This is a genomic window from Enterobacteriaceae bacterium ESL0689, assembly GCA_029433525.1.
Taxonomy (GTDB): domain Bacteria; phylum Pseudomonadota; class Gammaproteobacteria; order Enterobacterales; family Enterobacteriaceae; genus JAQTIF01.
Genome location: JAQTIF010000002.1, coordinates 729,608 through 746,253 on the forward strand (window position 1 = coordinate 729,608; position 16,646 = coordinate 746,253).

Annotated in this window: 16 protein-coding genes and 2 pseudogenes; 10 read left to right on the plus strand and 8 right to left on the minus strand. The window is 50.4% G+C overall.

Translation table 11 applies throughout. The features are described from left to right. Positions 1-57: 57 nt before the first annotated feature. The 3 genes from pnp (at position 58) to PT300_15220 (ending at position 5,348) form a co-directional block, all read left to right on the plus strand. Complete coding sequence (gene pnp, locus PT300_15210; protein MDF7681852.1) at positions 58-2,184, plus strand: polyribonucleotide nucleotidyltransferase; 2,127 nt, start codon at positions 58-60, stop codon at positions 2,182-2,184. 261 nt (positions 2,185-2,445) lie between these two features. Continuing rightward, positions 2,446-3,330, plus strand: a complete 885-nt coding sequence (gene nlpI / locus PT300_15215) for a lipoprotein NlpI (GenBank protein MDF7681853.1) — start codon at positions 2,446-2,448, stop codon at positions 3,328-3,330. Between the two features lie 173 nt (positions 3,331-3,503). Then, positions 3,504-5,348: a DEAD/DEAH family ATP-dependent RNA helicase gene (locus tag PT300_15220; GenBank protein MDF7681854.1), complete on the plus strand. Its 1,845-nt coding sequence runs from the start codon at positions 3,504-3,506 to the stop codon at positions 5,346-5,348. Between the two features lie 76 nt (positions 5,349-5,424). On the opposite strand, the gene PT300_15225 is transcribed toward PT300_15220, so the two are convergent. Next, positions 5,425-6,303 (minus strand): U32 family peptidase, encoded by an 879-nt coding sequence (locus tag PT300_15225; protein ID MDF7681855.1) that lies wholly within the window; start codon positions 6,301-6,303, stop codon positions 5,425-5,427. Positions 6,304-6,311: 8 nt separating this feature from the next. After that, a complete protein-coding gene (locus tag PT300_15230; GenBank protein ID MDF7681856.1) occupies positions 6,312-7,307 on the minus strand; it encodes a U32 family peptidase in 996 nt (331 codons plus the stop codon). A gap of 223 nt (positions 7,308-7,530) precedes the next feature. Between PT300_15230 and PT300_15235 the strand changes: the two genes are divergently transcribed. Together PT300_15235 and PT300_15240 are read left to right on the plus strand one after the other, a co-directional pair. Continuing rightward, on the plus strand, positions 7,531-8,055 hold the full coding sequence (locus PT300_15235; protein ID MDF7681857.1) for an SCP2 domain-containing protein: 525 nt from the start codon (positions 7,531-7,533) through the stop codon (positions 8,053-8,055). Beyond that, positions 8,049-8,552 (plus strand): N-acetyltransferase, encoded by a 504-nt coding sequence (locus PT300_15240; protein MDF7681858.1) that lies wholly within the window; start codon positions 8,049-8,051, stop codon positions 8,550-8,552. The genes PT300_15235 and PT300_15240 overlap by 7 nt, the downstream gene beginning before the upstream one ends. On the opposite strand, the gene PT300_15245 is transcribed toward PT300_15240, so the two are convergent. Continuing rightward, a complete protein-coding gene (locus PT300_15245; protein ID MDF7681859.1) occupies positions 8,539-8,823 on the minus strand; it encodes a GIY-YIG nuclease family protein in 285 nt (94 codons plus the stop codon). The genes PT300_15240 and PT300_15245 overlap by 14 nt on opposite strands. 54 nt (positions 8,824-8,877) lie before the next feature. On the opposite strand from PT300_15245, the pseudogene PT300_15250 reads away from it, so the two are divergent. The 3 genes and pseudogenes from PT300_15250 (at position 8,878) to PT300_15260 (ending at position 9,608) form a co-directional block, all read left to right on the plus strand. After that, positions 8,878-9,141, plus strand: a pseudogene (locus tag PT300_15250) (DUF1493 family protein). A gap of 41 nt (positions 9,142-9,182) precedes the next feature. After that, positions 9,183-9,242 (plus strand): hypothetical protein, encoded by a 60-nt coding sequence (locus tag PT300_15255; protein MDF7681860.1) that lies wholly within the window; start codon positions 9,183-9,185, stop codon positions 9,240-9,242. Positions 9,243-9,329: 87 nt separating this feature from the next. Continuing rightward, positions 9,330-9,608, plus strand: coding sequence for a DUF6201 family protein (locus PT300_15260; GenBank protein ID MDF7681861.1), 279 nt, complete (start codon positions 9,330-9,332; stop codon positions 9,606-9,608). Positions 9,609-9,828: 220 nt separating this feature from the next. On the opposite strand, the gene parE is transcribed toward PT300_15260, so the two are convergent. Genes parE through nudF form a run of 5 tightly spaced genes read right to left on the minus strand, consistent with a single transcriptional unit; the run spans position 9,829 to position 14,237 of the window. Beyond that, positions 9,829-11,724 carry a DNA topoisomerase IV subunit B gene (gene parE, locus PT300_15265; GenBank protein ID MDF7681862.1) on the minus strand — a complete coding sequence of 632 codons (1,896 nt, stop codon included), beginning with the start codon at positions 11,722-11,724 and terminating at the stop codon, positions 9,829-9,831. Between the two features lie 34 nt (positions 11,725-11,758). Next, complete coding sequence (gene yqiA / locus PT300_15270; GenBank protein MDF7681863.1) at positions 11,759-12,334, minus strand: esterase YqiA; 576 nt, start codon at positions 12,332-12,334, stop codon at positions 11,759-11,761. Continuing rightward, on the minus strand, positions 12,334-13,161 hold the full coding sequence (cpdA, locus tag PT300_15275; protein MDF7681864.1) for a 3',5'-cyclic-AMP phosphodiesterase: 828 nt from the start codon (positions 13,159-13,161) through the stop codon (positions 12,334-12,336). Before cpdA ends, yqiA begins: the two co-directional genes overlap by 1 nt. Before the next feature lie 24 nt (positions 13,162-13,185). Continuing rightward, positions 13,186-13,608, minus strand: a complete 423-nt coding sequence (locus tag PT300_15280; GenBank protein ID MDF7681865.1) for a DUF1249 family protein — start codon at positions 13,606-13,608, stop codon at positions 13,186-13,188. After that, on the minus strand, positions 13,605-14,237 hold the full coding sequence (gene nudF / locus PT300_15285; GenBank protein ID MDF7681866.1) for an ADP-ribose diphosphatase: 633 nt from the start codon (positions 14,235-14,237) through the stop codon (positions 13,605-13,607). Before nudF ends, PT300_15280 begins: the two co-directional genes overlap by 4 nt. Before the next feature lie 192 nt (positions 14,238-14,429). Here nudF and tolC point away from each other — a divergent pair. After that, positions 14,430-15,788: pseudogene (gene tolC / locus PT300_15290) on the plus strand (outer membrane channel protein TolC). Positions 15,789-16,001: 213 nt separating this feature from the next. Next, a complete protein-coding gene (locus PT300_15295) occupies positions 16,002-16,640 on the plus strand; it encodes a DUF1190 family protein (GenBank protein MDF7681867.1) in 639 nt (212 codons plus the stop codon). The last annotated feature ends 6 nt before the right edge of the window (positions 16,641-16,646 follow it).

The window sequence follows — 16,646 nt, forward strand, 5'->3', positions numbered from 1 at the left end:
ATCATCAGACGTGATAGCGTCTGATATCGTGTTATTTCTTAATAAAAGGATAGAATTTTGCTTAATCCGATCGTTCGTAAATTCCAGTACGGCCAGCATACCGTCACACTGGAAACAGGTATGATGGCACGCCAGGCGACAGCCGCTGTGATGGTTAACATGGATGATACCGCCGTATTCGTTACCGTCGTGGGACAGAAAAAGGCCAAACCAGGCCAGGATTTTTTCCCGCTCACTGTTAATTATCAGGAGCGTACTTATGCGGCGGGTAAAATTCCGGGAGGATTTTTCCGTCGTGAAGGTCGCCCCGGTGAAGGCGAAACATTAATTGCCCGTCTGATTGACCGCCCGATTCGCCCGCTGTTTCCGGAAGGTTTCGTCAACGAGGTGCAGATCATTGCGACAGTGGTTTCCGTCAATCCACAAGTTAATCCAGATATCGTCGCAATGATAGGGGCTTCCGCAGCACTGGCTTTATCGGGTATTCCCTTTAATGGCCCGATTGGTGCGGCGCGTGTGGGTTATATCAATAACCAGTATGTCCTGAACCCGACACAGGATGAACTGAAATCCAGTCAACTGGATCTGGTGGTCGCCGGAACAGAAGCCGCCGTATTGATGGTAGAGTCTGAAGCGGCATTATTAAGTGAAGATCAGATGCTTGGAGCGGTTGTCTTTGGTCACGAACAGCAACAGGTTGTGATCCAGAACATCAACCAACTAGTAAAAGAAGCGGGCAAACCACGCTGGGAGTGGCAGCCAGAGGCGGTTAATGAAGCGCTGAACGCGCGTGTCGTCGAACTGGCTGAAGCCCGGCTGAGTGATGCTTATCGTATCACCGATAAACAGGAACGCTATGCGCAGGTCGATGCGATCAAATCTGAAACTATCGAGGCCTTGCTGGCAGAAGATGACACGCTGGATGCCAATGAACTGGCCGAAATCCTGCACGCGATTGAGAAAAAAGTGGTGCGTAGCCGCGTACTGGCTGGCGAACCGCGTATTGATGGCCGTGAAAAAGATATGATCCGCGCACTGGATGTGCGTACCGGTGTGCTGCCACGTACTCACGGTTCAGCCCTGTTCACGCGGGGTGAAACGCAGGCGCTGGTCACCGCCACCCTGGGTACTGCACGGGATGCGCAGAACATCGATGAACTGATGGGTGAGCGTACAGACTCCTTTTTATTCCACTATAATTTCCCGCCCTATTCAGTTGGCGAAACCGGGATGGTCGGCTCGCCGAAACGGCGTGAAATTGGTCACGGCCGCCTGGCAAAACGTGGGGTACTGGCTGTGATGCCAACCGTGGAAGAGTTCCCCTATACTGTGCGTGTCGTTTCTGAAATTACCGAATCTAATGGTTCTTCTTCAATGGCTTCGGTCTGTGGTGCTTCCCTGGCGTTGATGGATGCTGGTGTTCCGGTGAAGGCGTCTGTTGCCGGTATTGCAATGGGGCTGGTTAAAGAAGGTGATAACTATGTCGTCCTGTCTGATATTCTCGGCGATGAAGATCATCTGGGTGATATGGACTTTAAAGTCGCAGGTTCCCGTGATGGCATCTCCGCCTTGCAGATGGATATTAAAATCGAAGGCATCACCCGGGAGATTATGCAGGTTGCGCTGAATCAGGCCAAAGGGGCACGTTTGCATATTCTTAATATCATGGAACAGGCGATTAACGCGCCACGTGGTGATATCTCTGAGTTTGCCCCGCGTATCCATACCATCAAAATTAATCCGGACAAGATTAAAGATGTGATTGGTAAAGGAGGTTCGGTGATCCGTGCGCTGACGGAAGAAACAGGCACCACAATCGAAATCGAAGATGATGGTACTGTCAAAATCGCGGCAACCGATGGCGATAAAGCTCGTCATGCGATTCAGCGGATTGAAGAAATTACCGCTGATATCGAAGTCGGTCGTATCTATAGTGGTAAAGTCACGCGGATTGCTGACTTTGGCGCATTTGTCGCTATCGGTGGCGGTAAAGAAGGTCTGGTACATATTTCTCAGATTGCAGATAAGCGTGTAGAGAAAGTGACCGATTATCTGCAGGCAGGGCAAGAGGTCGCGGTGAAAGTGCTGGAAGTTGACCGCCAGGGGCGTGTGCGTTTAAGCATGAAAGAGGCGGTTGAACAGACGCCAGATGCGGTAGCGCCAGAAGCGGAACAAGGCGAATAGCGCTACGATCTACTCCCCCGGATGAGTAAGGGGGAGTATGATAAAGTCCTGGCCTGGCAGGCGTCACTGGCGCAGGCAGTCTGGATACCGATAGCGCGGAGAAACCGCCGCGTACAGATATAGTACGCAGGGATTTCAGATACTGCTGAGGGTCAAAGTAGCAAGTAAAATAGCCTGATGGGCCAGGTTCTAAGGCAGGATGCCTTGTTTGTAGCCGGGGAACGGGACGTTCATCCAATCGTTGTCTTCGGGAGTTAGGAAATGAAGCCTTTTTTGCGCTGGTATTTCGTGGCGACAGTGCTCATGCTGACAGGATGCAATAATCCTGGCTGGCGTGAGGATCTGGTGCTTGCGGTGCCATTGCAACCGACTTTGCAACAGGAAGTTATGCTGGCGCGTATGGAACAGATTATTGCCAGTCGGGCTTTAACCGATGATGAGCGTGCGCAGCTTTTATATGAGCGCGGAGTGTTGTATGATAGTCTCGGTCTGAGAGCGCTGGCGCGGAACGATTTTTCACAAGCGCTGGCGATTCGACCGGATATGCCAGAAGTATTCAATTACCTCGGCATTTATTTAACGCAGGCAGGCAATTATGATGCTGCCTATGAAGCGTTTGATTCTGTACTTGAGCTTGATCCAACTTACAACTACGCTTACTTAAACCGGGGCATCGCGCTGTATTACGGTGGTCGGGCTAAGTTGGCGCAAGATGATCTGCTGGCGTTTTATAAAGACGATCCCAATGACCCTTTCCGTAGTCTGTGGCTTTATCTCACTGAGCGTGAACTCAATGAGCAACAGGCGGCTGGTGCGCTGAAACAGCGCTTCGGTGTATCGAATAAAGGGCAATGGGGATGGAATATTGTCGAGTTCTACCTTGGCGACATTAGCGAACAAACGCTAATGGAACGTTTGAAGGCAGATGCAACGGATAACACCTCGCTCGCTGAACATCTCAGTGAAACTAACTTCTATTTAGGTAAATATTACTTAAGTCTGGGGGACAGGGACAGAGCTATGACTCTGTTCAAGCTGACGGTCGCTAACAACGTACATAGCTATGTTGAAGATCGATACGCATTGTTGGAATTATCGCTCATGGGCCAGGAACAAGATGACCTGGCAGAATCGGACCAGCAATAGCTGACGGATCAATCGGATCATTTTTTGATAACCTTCGTCCTGACGGGGGAGGGGATTGTTGTCCGTTAATACACCTACTTTGAGCCGGTTCTCACGTTCAATGAAGATTACACCAAATTTTCACATTGAGTTATGTAGACTGGCCACTATTAATTTTGAGGCATACGTACTACATGACTGATTTAGAAACTAATTTTACAGATTTGGGCCTGAAGGCTCCTCTCCTAGAAGCACTGAATGATTTAGGTTATGAAAAACCCTCGCCTATTCAGGCGGAGTGTATTCCACACCTGCTGGCAGGACGTGATGTTCTGGGCATGGCTCAGACAGGAAGCGGTAAAACGGCTGCATTTTCTTTACCTCTGTTAAACAATCTCGACCCTGAACTTAAGGCACCACAAATTCTGGTGCTGGCGCCAACCCGTGAGCTGGCGGTGCAGGTTGCTGATGCGATGGCTGATTTTTCTAAACATATGCGCGGTGTCAACGTGGTCGCGCTGTATGGTGGTCAGCGTTATGACGTGCAGTTACGCGCATTGCGCCAGGGGCCGCAGATTGTGGTCGGTACGCCTGGGCGTCTGCTTGACCATCTGAAACGCGGTACTCTCGATCTCTCCCGGCTGAGCGGCCTGGTACTGGATGAAGCCGATGAAATGTTGCGGATGGGCTTTATCGAAGATGTCGAAACCATTATGGCTGAGATCCCGAAAGGACATCAGACAGCGCTGTTTTCCGCCACCATGCCAGAAGCGATTCGCCGTATTACCCGTCGCTTTATGCAGGACCCGCAGGAAGTCCGCATCAAATCGAGTGTCACCACACGCCCGGATATCAGCCAGAGCTATTGGACTGTGTACGGTATGCGGAAAAATGAAGCGCTGGTGCGTTTTCTCGAAGCAGAAGATTTTGATGCGGCGATTATTTTTGTCCGCACTAAAAATGCGACCCTCGAAGTGGCGGAGGCGCTTGAACGTAGCGGTTATAATAGCGCCGCGCTGAATGGCGATATGAATCAGGTGCTGCGTGAGCAGACCCTTGAACGGCTGAAAAATGGTCGCCTGGATATTCTGATTGCCACGGACGTTGCTGCGCGTGGTCTGGATGTCGAACGTATCAGTCTGGTCGTGAACTATGATATCCCGATGGATTCGGAATCTTACGTTCACCGTATCGGTCGTACCGGACGCGCCGGACGTGCAGGACGTGCGCTGTTATTCGTTGAGAATCGCGAACGTCGTCTGCTGCGCAACATTGAGCGCACGATGAAGCTGACGATCCCGGAAGTGGATCTACCAAATGCGGAGTTACTGGGTCAGCGTCGGCTGGAAAAATTTGCTGCAAAAGTACAGCAACAACTGGAAAGCAGCGATCTCGATCAATACCGTGCGTTGCTGACAAAAATTCAGCCAGCCACCGACGGGGAAGCGCTGGATAGTGACACCCTGGCTGCCGCGCTGTTAAAAATGGCACAAGGTGAACGTCCGCTCATCGTCCCACCTGACGCGCCTGCGCGTGCACGTCGTGAATTTCGCGATCGTGATGATCGTTCCGAACGTCGTGGTGATCGTGAAGATCGTCCTCGTCGTGAGCGTCGTGATGTGGGTGAAATGGATCTCTACCGTATTGAAGTCGGTCGTGATGATGGTGTTGAAGTCCGTCATATTGTTGGCGCTATCGCCAATGAAGGCGATATCAGTAGCCGTTACATCGGTAATATCAAAATGTTCGCATCGCACTCGACCATTGAGCTGCCAAAAGGTATGCCGAATGAAGTGCTGCAACACTTTACCCGCACTCGTATTCTGAATAAGCCGATGAATATGCAGTTGCTGGGTGCCGCACAGCCACGTTCTGAACGTCGTGGTAATGGTCGTGGTTTTTCTGGTGAGCGTCGTGAAGGAGGGCGTAGCTTTGCCGGTGAGCGCCGTAGTGAAGGACGTCGCTTCAACAATAGCGAACGCCGCACGCCACGCCGTGATGAATCGACAGGCCGTCGTCGTTTTAACGATGATGCCTAACTGACTACATTTATCATGTTAAAGTAGCCCCGGCGGGGCTGCTTTTTTTATTGGCTGACAACGGTCATGGTTGTGATCAACTCAGCAATTCCAGTCCGGCCAGTTGTTTCCAGTAGCCATTACAATCGTGACGGGCTGCCAGTGGCAAAGGCGCCTGGCCATTTTCATTGGCGCGAAAAGCATCAAGCATCACGAATGTCTCATCTCCCAGCGGTGACAAACGTACCATATCGACCAGCCCCTGCATCGAGGGCAGTTCATTGCCGAGGTTGTAAACATAACCACTCATGGTTTGAATCCCATTGAGCACAAAAACCTGCTGATTTTCCTGCGAAAAAACATGACGCCCGTTAGGGTAATTCACACAACAGGTCTGACAGTGATCTTTCGGCAGATTCTCCGATCGTGCGGTAAAGCAACGCGCCGAATAGGCGAGGGGCAGATGGCCGTAGCTTAATACTTCGACTTCAAACTGATGACGGATCCCGAGTTCTTCACACTGATTAAGCAGATTGATCAGCCAGTCGCGTGAAAGCTCAACCGGCATGCACCAGCGGATCATGCCTTGTTTGCGTAACAAGCGCAGGGTGACGGCGTTATAGCAGTTCAGGGCATGGCCGGCGATAAACGGTAGATGGCGTTCGGCACACATATTGACGACCCCAAAGTCACTGGCTTCAATCAGAAACTCGCCATTATCAACGTAGCGTTTGAGCTCACTGACTTCTGACTCCGCTTGCACCAGCGCGAGCGTAGAAAGCACCACTTGTTTACCGCTGTCAGCCAGCGCTTTCGCCATCGCCAGCCAGTCACCAAATTGGGTCGTCCGACGTTTACTGCATACCGCTTCACCCAGATAAATCGTATCGGCGCTGGAGTGTGCGGCCTGCTGGTAAAAGTCCTCCAGCTTCTCTTTTGGCCAGTAGAAAAGCACCGGCCCTAATGAATATTTCATCCTCTACCTCATTGCCATTGACGGAGATAGGCCCCCGCAGTGGTTTGCGTCCCTTCTGACATCGCGTCCAGTGTCTCCACCCAGGCCAGAGATGGCACAAAGTTTTGTGGATCGGCTTTACAACGATCGATCGCCTGACGCCAGACTTTTGTCACCTGACTGACATAGGCCGGGCTGCGCTGACGGCCTTCGATTTTCACTGAAGCGATCTGCGCGGCCATCAGTTGTGGCAATAATTCCAGCGTATTCAGGCTGACAGGCTCCTCCAGGGCGTGATAACGCTTGCCATCGACCAGATAGCGCCCTTTGCAGAGCGTCGGATAACCGGCGTTTTCACCATCCTGATAGCGGTCAATCAGGACATTATTCAGCCGCGACTCCAGCCCTTGTGGTGTTTGCTGCCAGCGAACGAAACGCGCAGGTGAACAGGCCCCCACCGTATTGGGTGATTCACCGGTCAGATAAGAAGAGAGGTAGCATCGCCCTTCAGCCATAATGCACAAACTCCCAAATGCAAAGACCTCCAGCGGTACCGGCGTGACGCGCGCCAGTTGTCTGACCTGATGAATCGAGAGGACGCGCGGCAGCACCACCCGGCTGACGGCAAAATGGCGATGATAAAAACGAATCGCCTGTTCATGGGTTGCCGATGCCTGAACTGAGACATGGCGCTCAATATGCGGATAGCGTTCAGTGGCATACTCAAGCATCGCAATATCCGCCAGAATCAGCACATCAGCACCCAGTTGTGCGGCGATATCGACCGCACGTTGCCAGCGGGCATAACCGTCCGGATGGGCGAAAGTATTGATCGCAATATGCAGCTTACGGCGATGCTGATGAACAAAACTGACGGCTTCCTGCAGTTTTTTTTCGCTGAAATTGAGACCAGCAAAGTGGCGGGCGTTGGTATCATCTTTCAGCCCGATATAGACGGCATCGGCACCATTTTCGATAGCGGTTTTTAGTGCCGGAAGGTTACCGGCTGGACAGAGTAGTTCCATAATTTCCTCTGAAAAAATTCGGCCCGACAGCAACGCTAACGGATCTCCAGGGGGTGAATTTTAGTTAACCTTCGGCGGATAAGTTTTGATTTGAGGCAGTGAAAAGTATATTGGCCAGCGCCAGAATCGGCATCTGTTGCGCTGATTTTATTGATTGACATCGCAGCATCCTTTTTATGTTATGTCACAATAGTAAAACGATGATGATTATGGAATAAGACTTGTGTTAGATAAATTACGTTCCCGTCTGGTTCGTTTTGGCCCCTCTGTATTGAGTGTGCCGGTTAAGCTCACCCCTTTTGCTCTCCAGCGGCAGGTGCTGGAGCGGGTATTAAGCTGGCAATTTCGCCAGGCGCTGGCGGAAGGCGAGCTGGACTTTCTCACGGATCGCTGGCTCAGCATTCATGTGCGTGATATTGGCCTGATGTGGTACACCTCGGTCATCGACGGACAACTGGTGGTGAGTGCGGCGGCGAATGCCGATGTCAGTTTTAGCGCTGATGTTAATGATCTCCTGATGGTCATTGCCCGTAAACAGGACCCGGATACCCTGTTCTTCCAGCGACGGCTGATCATCGAAGGGGATACCGAACTGGGGTTGTATGTGAAAAATCTGCTGGATGCAATTGAGCTGGATCAGATGCCCGCCGTGCTCCGCATCATGTTGCTACAACTGGCTGATTTTGTCGAAGCTGGGCTGAATAGCACGCAAAAATCACCGTCGACGTCAGCAGGTGAAGTATGCTGATTCGGGTTGAAATTGGTATTGATGCGCCAGGCATTGATGCGTTACTGCGGCGTACCTTTTCCGATGACAGCCAGGCAAAGCGGGTGCATCACTTACGTCAGGATAGCCTGATCACCCTCGGACTGGTGGCGACCGATGATGAAGGGCAGATTATCGGTTATGTCGCGTTTACCCCGGTTAGCGTCGCCGGTGAAGAACGGCAATGGGTAGCGCTGGCTCCGCTGGCAGTCGATAAACCGTATCGGCAACAGGGCATCGCCAGCCAGTTAGTTTATGAAGGTCTGGATGCCTTGAATGAGTTTGGCTATGCGGCGGTAGTCACGCAGGGTGATCCGGCACTGTTTCAGCATCTCGGTTTTGTGCTGGCGACTGATTTTGATCTGCATTATCGCGAGCCAAAGCGTGAGGCGCCATTGCAGATCTACCCACTGGCTGGCGATGCGCTGAATGGCGTACAAGGGCTGGTAGAGTACAGCGCCCCTTTTAATTATCGGTAAACTTCGCCAGAAGGGATGCAAAAGCGCCTTCATCAGTCACGAGGCACTCTTTCTGGCGTTTTGTCAGCCGCTTAATGCGATATTCCAGTTGCAATGCCCGTGAATGTTTGCCTACCTTCTGGCTGAATACCAGTTGTAACTCACCTCTGCCGCGCAAAGCTTTTGCCCCTTTGCCATTTTGATGCTGGCAAAAACGGCGCGCAACATCCGTCGTAATTCCGGTATACAAACGATTATCAGCAGTACGTATCAGATAGACAAACCAGCACATAGTCGCAGCGTCAGTGTATGATGAGATGTGTACCATAACACAGATGACAAGAGGATAAAGCATGAGGATATTGAAAAGGAAGTTTTCCAGCTGATAGAGCAATATAATGGAAAAAATATTTTTACCTTCCGTCGTTATAAGCTGATGCGTGCAACGGATTTGAATAATGATTTCCGTATCGATCCATTAGATGCTTACGCTCTGCTGGAGCGTTTCGCAGAAAAATTTGGCATTGAGCCGTCAGAGATAAATTTTGGGCACTATTTCCCTGATAATCGAGCGCCCGATGAGCCGCTAACAATTCAGCTTCTGATTGAAGGAGATGGCAGTCTAAACATAATTCAGGTGGAGACTTTATTGTGTTTTCTGATGTGTTATGGCTTGATCCACGACCCCAAGATAAGGTGATAATTTTATGAAAAAACGGACTGTCAAAAAAATAACCATAGCTATGCTATTTGTTGCATGGATTTTTTTTCGCAACAATTATACCTGGCACATACCATATGTTATATGAGAAATATAGCCCCGATAAAAATTATAAAGTAAGAGTGTTCTATGGAGGGATTATTTCTCCTGTATCACTCTATAAATATCTTGCAGCAAAAAATTATTTCTTTATTCTTTATGATAAAGAAGGAAACGAAATATACAAACCATCACCCTATTATGGGACCTCTAATATTGGCGCGTCTGGCGATATCACATTTATATATGGTGATAAACATTCTTTATTTTTTCCTGGCGCGGATGGTACTTATGATGCGTACGATTTACCGGAATAAATTATGCACCTACAACTAAGAGCCGAATGGGATAGGCTCTTAGCCAGGATATAGTCGATTTTCATTCAGGGGAAATGCGTTTCGATTGTCACGCCATAGCCCTCAGACTGATTTTTCACAGGGGATGACAACTATCACTGACAGTGAGGGATCACGGGATAGTGAGCCCGCCTGAAAGATAAACAGACAGAATCCCGTGATCAGCTTTGCTGGCCGTCAGTTATGCTTCCAGATCGGCCAGGTCGCCTTTTTCCTGCAACCAGTTGCGTCTGTCTTCCGAGCGTTTACGCGCTAATAACATATCCATTATTGCCGTGGTTTGCTGCTCATCCTGTTCATCGATAACCAGTTGCACCAGGCGACGGGTATTGGGATCAAGGGTTGTTTCACGCAACTGCATAGGATTCATTTCCCCCAGACCTTTAAAGCGCTGAACATTAGGCTTACCTTTTTTGCGTTTCAGTTGCTCCAGCACCCCGGCTTTTTCCTCTTCGGTCAGCGCATAGAAAACCTCTTTCCCCAGGTCAATACGATACAGCGGCGGTAGCGCAACGTAGATATGGCCGTGACGTACCAGTGTGCGGAAATGCTTAACAAACAGAGCGCATAGCAGCGTAGCGATATGCAGCCCATCGGAGTCTGCATCGGCCAGAATACAAATTTTGCCATAGCGTAGCTGGCTCAAATCATCACTGTCCGGGTCGATACCGATGGCCACCGAGATATCATGCACCTCTTGCGAGGCCAGCACTTCATCAGAAGAGACCTCCCAGGTATTGAGGATTTTCCCTTTCAGCGGCATGATGGCCTGGTATTCACGGTCCCGCGCCTGCTTGGCGGAGCCGCCCGCGGAGTCACCTTCCACCAGAAAAAGTTCGGTACGCTGTAAATCCTGAGCGGTGCAGTCCACCAGTTTGCCAGGTAATGCCGGGCCGCTGGTCAGTTTTTTACGCACGACCTTTTTGGCGGCTCGCATCCGCCGCTGAGCACTGGAAATAACCATCTCAGCCAGCAGTTCTGCCGCCTGTACATTCTGATTTAGCCACAAGCTGAAAGCATCTTTCACCACGCCGGAAACAAATGCTGCGCACTGGCGCGATGAAAGCCGCTCTTTTGTCTGTCCGGCAAATTGTGGGTCTTGCATTTTGACTGACAGAACATAGGCGCAGCGTTCCCAGATATCGTCTGCCGACAGCTTCACACCACGCGGCAAAATATTGCGGTATTCGCAAAATTCACGCATGGCGTCGAGTAATCCCTGACGCAGGCCATTGACGTGCGTGCCTCCCTGCATCGTCGGGATCAGGTTTACATAGCTCTCGGTCAGCAGCTCTCCGCCCTCGGGCAGCCACAGTAACGCCCAGTCGACGGTTTCCACTTCACCGCTGAAACTACCGACAAAGGGCTTTTCCGGCAGTAACGGCAGGCCATTCACCGCTTCACACAGGTAGTCATTCAGGCCATCCTGGTAGCACCAGCGCTGTTCACTGTTGTTCACCTGATCACGAAAAATAATCTCGACGCCGGGGCAGAGGACGGCTTTGGCTTTTAACAAATGGGTCAGACGCGAGACAGAAAAACGCGGGCTGTCAAAAAAGCTGTGATCGGGCCAGAAACGGACTTGTGTGCCAGTATTTCGTTTACCACAGGTGCCGGTGACGTGGAGATCTTCCACTTTATCGCCATTTTCAAAGGCGATGGTATAAATCTGACCACTACGACGGACGCCCACTTCAACACGTTTCGACAGGGCGTTGACCACCGAGATCCCAACCCCGTGCAGCCCGCCGGAGAATTGATAATTCTTACTGGAAAATTTTCCTCCGGCATGCAGCCGACAGAGGATCAATTCCACGGCCGGAACCCCCTCTTCAGGGTGGATATCCACAGGCATTCCGCGCCCGTCATCAACGACTTCCAGCGATTGATCGGCATAAAGTGTGACTTCTATCCGTTTTGCATACCCCGCCAGAGCTTCATCAACGCTATTATCAATCACCTCCTGAGCAAGATGGTTAGGGCGTGTGGTATCGGTATACATGCCTGGTCGACGGCGAACTGGCTCAAGCCCGGTGAGAACCTCGATGGCATCAGCGTTATATGAAGATTGTGTCATGATGTGTATCTATTCACTGATCGTATCGGGTTGCTTAACGCAAACCCAAAAAATGGATAATGTGACTGAAATGATCTGCAAAATTGACAAACGCATGATTTCCTCCCTCCTGCACTGTCTGCCGACAGGCCGCGTAGTAAGCAACCACCTGGCGATAATCAAGGACTTCATCGCCTGTTTGTTGGAGTAGCCAGATTAAATCAGGCGCTTCAAGGGGATCTATCTGCATGACTTTGAGATCGTAAATATGGCGAGACTCTAGCACATATTGCTGCCCGGTGTATGGATTCTGATTAACGCCAAGATAGTGGCTGAGTAACTCAAAAGGGCGCACTGCCGGATTAATCACCACCGCAGGTAACATAAAGCACTGCGATAACCAGGTTGCGTAATAGCCCCCCAACGACGAACCTACCACGCCAAGGGGTTCCCCGCCTTGCTCAAGCACGATGGCTTCCAGTAACTCGGCCACCCTGACCGGGCAAACCGGAAGTTCCGGTACTATCATGGTGATCTCAGGGCTGGTCTGTGCCAGCCATGTTTTCAACGCCGTCGCTTTTACTGAGCGTGGTGAGCTATTAAAACCATGCAAATAGAGGAGTGTAGACATCAGTATCCTTCTGAAGCAATATCCGGGCAAAACCGCGTGCTATTAAGACGACAGACTTCAGTGGTTAATGTGCCGTCAGGATGCAGCGTTAACCAGCGCCAGCCAGGTGGCTGGGTATCGAGGGTAAAACTGGCACAATAGGGCTTAAATTGTACGCAAGTCGATGGGGTAGCCATCACCTGTCGCCCGTGCCAGCTGGCTTCCATCGCCTGATGAATATGGCCACACAACAGATGCTGCACGCGAGGAAAAGCAGATAATACCTGATCCAGCGCACCGGCATTACGCAAACTGTGTTGATCAAGCCAGCGACAGCCTGAGGGCAAGGGATGATGATGTAACAGCAATAAGGTATAGCGCTCAGGTGTCTCTGCCAGCTTACTTGCCAGCCACTGTAGCTGAAATTCGCTGAGTTCACCATGAGGTACACCCACAAGCTGGCTATCGAGTAATAAGATTTGCCAGTGCTGACCCAGCAAAACTTGCCTGGCGCCAGAGATACCGGCGGCTTGCAGCGCGCTGTGCATGGCAGGCTGAAAATCATGATTACCCGGTAGCCAGACACAAGGTGCGGTTAAATCGGCTACTCCTGTCGCAAAATGTTGATAAGCGGCGCTGGATTGATCCTGCGCTAAATCGCCAGTTGCGACAATCAGATCGTATTTTTGTTGCGAAGCACGGATGGCATCCAGCACCGCCTGATAGCTATCCCAGGTATTGATGCCTAATAGCGTTTCATGTTTTTCAGCAAACAAATGAGTATCAGTAATTTGTAATATCCTGACGCTGGACTCATCGGCCAGCGGCAGATTTAACAGACTTTCCAAATGGTGTCCTTAGGTTTAACGATGCTAACAAACCGGAATCGCCATCGCTCTATGTGCTAAACAATACCTTAGCCAATCGGCCAGAAACTGATTGATTTGATATTTTTCGTCGCGCTGATGCAACTTTTTATTAGGATAATCATACTTTGCTTTAAAGTGAGAAATCTGCCGGGTTGAACACACTTCCGCGACTCTCGCGTCGTAATAAAGCCGTACCATCATGGTCGGAAAACCCCACGCATTCATCACCGGAACGACCTGCTCAATCGACACCAGGCTTGTGTAACGGGTCGATTCGACAAGCGTTAAGCGATATTGTACATGATTGACCTGATAAGTCGCCCTGGCACCGATAGTATCAGTAGAGGGTAATAAACGGTGCAACTGTGCAAAATTGGTTTCACACAAGCGCATCATGGCCGGAAAATCAGGCGTATAACGTTTCATTTCATCCACTCAGCCTGTAATTGATGATAGTGCAATTGTAGCCATTGCAAGGCGATGACGGCGGCGGCATTGTCAATTTTGCCCTCTTCGAGCCACTGATAAGCACACGCCCGGCTCACCACATGAACGCGGATATCTTCATGCTCTTCGGCGAGACCGTGAACCCCTTTGGCGGTTGTTGCGTCCACTTCGCCCACCAGGATAGATAACCGTTCATGAAGACCACCCGGGCTTGAAAGATAACTGATAACCGGTTTGACGCGCGCCACTTTGATACCAGCTTCCTCTTCCGCTTCACGGCGCACGACCTCTTCAGGGGTCTCGCCCGCTTCTTTTTTTCCGGCAATAATTTCCAGTTGCCAGGGGGTGTCAGCGACATCATACGCGGCGATCCGAATCTGTTCGATTAGGACCACTTCGTCACGTCGTGGGTCAAAAGGGAGCAAAGCGGCCGCATTATCACTGTAAAAAACTTCGCGCCTGACTTCACCGCTCCAGCCACCATTAAACAAACGATGGCGAAAACGGTATCGATCCAGTGAAAAAAAACCACGATACAATGGTTCGCGTGCAATAATTTCTACATCATCTTTCGTAAAGGTAACGCCAGGCTGATTAAGATTACGCATAATTTTTACCTCGTATATTCAAAAGCAGGATTTTATAAGTGGTTTGACTACCGTTTTTCAGTTTGTATGTTAGATTGACGTAAACTAACGCCAGATGGCACGTAACGCTAACCTTTTACCTGGAAAGAATCGCTACAATCCGCAAATATAGACAATTTGGGTTGCCTTTATGCTTCACAACAAGGAATGCAAATGAAGAAATTTTTCCCCATCCTTATCGGCTTGGGTTTGACTGGTTTTAGTACGCTAAGCCAGGCAGAAGACCTGATACAGGTTTATCAACAAGCGCGTGTCAGCAATCCTGATCTGCGTAAATCGGCTGCAGACCGCGATGCTGCGTTTGAAAAAATCAATGAATCACGGAGTCCGTTGTTGCCTCAGCTGGGTCTGGGGGCTGATTATAACTATAACAATGGTTATCGTGATGCCAATGGCGTCAACTCCAGAGCAGCCGGGGGCTCACTGCAGCTCACACAAACCCTGTTCGATTTATCGAAATGGCGTGCTCTGACACTGCAGGAAAAAACCGCCGGTATCCAGGATGTCGCCTATCAATCCGATCAGCAAACGCTGATCCTCAATACCGCGACGGCTTACTTTAATGTCCTCAGTGCGATTGATTCACTTTCCTATGTTGAGGCGCAAAAACAGGCTATCTATCGCCAGTTAGATCAGACAACACAACGTTTTAACGTTGGTCTCGTGGCCATTACTGACGTACAAAATGCCCGTTCACAATATGATTCCGTGCTGGCGAGTGAAGTCACCGCGCGCAATAATCTTGATAACAGGATGGAAGAGTTACGTCAGATCACCGGTAATAGCTATCCGATGCTGGCGTCACTGAATATTCAGACCTTTACCACCAGTAAACCGCAGGCGGTGAACACCCTGCTGAAAGAAGCAGAAAGCCGTAATCTGTCCCTGTTGCAGGCGCGTCTGGGTGAAGATCTGGCGCGTGAGCAAATCCGTCAGGCACAGGATGGACATCTGCCAGTGCTGGGACTCAGCGCGTCAACCGGTGTGACCCGAACCCGCTATAGCGGTTCTCAGACAAACAATGGCCGATATTCTGATAATAATATGGGACAAAATACCGTCGGTCTGAGTTTCTCGTTACCGTTATATCAGGGCGGACGGGTCAACTCACAAGTCAAACAGGCTCAGTTCAACTTTGTTAGCGCCAGTGAGCAACTGGAAAGTACGCACCGTAAAGTCGTGCAAACGGTTCACTCCTCATTTAACAATGTCAATGCCTCCATCAGTAGCATTAATGCTTATAAGCAGGCTGTGGTGTCGGCGCAAAGTTCGCTGGACGCGATGGAAGCGGGCTATTCAGTCGGAACCCGTACTATTGTTGATGTGCTCAATGCCACCACCATGCTGTACGACGCGAAACAACAGCTCTCCAGCGCGCGCTATAATTATCTGATTCACCAGCTCAATATTAAATCCGCGCTCGGAACACTTAATGAGCAGGATCTGGTGACGATGAATAAGACGCTGGGGCAACCTGTCTCTACATCGCCGGATGTTGTCGCACCAGAAAACCACTGACTGATACCATTGATGCCGCATCAGCGGCATCTTTCGGTCACCGCCAGGAGGATCGCCGTGGTCAATATTTTTGGTTATCTACCGCAGTTGTCAAAAAATATTCTGTTGTTTTATCATACGTTACTTCATTTCTCACCCTGTATCCTCTATTCTCTACTTATTAATATGTGCCGGAATCGTATCCTGCTGAACATGGAAAAAAAGAGCATGAAACGGACAAAAAATATTAACCATTCTGCTTTCCGCAAGTATTGGGGAGCACGCCATCTGACCCCAGTTGCCCTTGCCATAGCCGCGACCTTCACGCTCGCCGGATGTGAAAAATCTGATGAAACAGTATCTCTGTATCAAAACGCAGAGGACTGCTCGGCCGCTAACCCGGATAAACGCGCAGAATGTACGACAGCATTCAACGCCGCTGAACAGGAAGCCGCCCGTACCGCACCTAAATATGACACCCATGAAGACTGCATTGCTGAATTTGGTGAAGGCCAGTGTCGTCAGGAATATCAGAGACACGGAGGCAGTATCTGGATGCCACTGATGGCAGGATATATGATGGCGCGGATGACCGGCGGTGGCTTTGGTGCACAACAACCGTTGTTCACCTCAAAGACCCCGACGAGTCCCGCCTATGGCCAGTATACGGATGCCAGTGGGAGGAGCTACGGCGCTGCGCAGCCAGGCCGGACAATCAATGTGCCCAAGAGCGCCATGGCGCCTAAACCGACAACCACCCGTACTATCACCCGTGGCGGTTTTGGTCAGAGCGTAACACAACAGGCGGCTATGCAGCGCCACGCCGCGAGTTCTAAATCATCATCAAGACATTCTACGGGTGGCTAAATCAGT